At 70.2% G+C, this 614-nt stretch carries 1 pseudogene; it reads right to left on the bottom strand.

Annotated features, from left to right (window positions below):
• Positions 1 to 614 (bottom strand): annotated as a pseudogene (locus tag A2J01_RS36680) (IniB N-terminal domain-containing protein); the annotation flags it as partial.

Below are 614 nucleotides of genomic sequence, written 5' to 3'. Positions count from 1 at the left end.
CCGAGATCGAGGCCGCCCGCGATATCGGTGAGAACGCTGACATCCGTGATCGCGCCGAGGACGCCGCCGAGCGATGCACCCAGATCGGCGCCGATCGTGCCGCCGGCTCCCAGGACGCCCGAGAGCGCGCCGGACAATGCCGTGCTGAGGTCGCCTGTCAGAGCGCCGGCAAGATCCAGGCCGCCGCCGAGTGCAAGAGCGGATTCCAGTGCGCCGGTCAGGCTCGTGCCCAGTTCGCCGCCGATGTCAAGGAGACCGCTGAGGTCTGCTGCGCCGCCGAGGAGTCCACCGAGAGCCAGGCCGAGATCGGCTCCGAGGTCACCACCGATGGCGAATACGGGTGCGAGAGCTCCGCTGAGCCCTGCCGTCAGGTCGAGTCCGCCGACTGCGCCGATCGCGGCGTCGAGGGCTGCTCCCAGCTCCGCAGTCAGGCCGCCGGTCACACCGAGGGCGCCGCCCAGAGCCGCGCTGAGCTGTGCGCCCAGATCGAGAGCTCCTTCGAGATCGAGTGCGCCGCCCAAACCGAGACCGGCTTCGATCACAGCGCCGAAGGCTGCGCCGAGTTCGGCACTGATCTCGCCACCGATGGCAAGCGCAGCGCTGAGGGCTGCTGC

Origin of the sequence: Rhodococcus sp. EPR-134 (genome assembly GCF_001647205.1) — a bacterium.
Lineage (GTDB): Bacteria > Actinomycetota > Actinomycetes > Mycobacteriales > Mycobacteriaceae > Rhodococcus_F > Rhodococcus_F qingshengii.
Note: the sequence above shows the minus strand (reverse complement) of the source record. Positions and strands in the feature narration are given on the sequence as shown.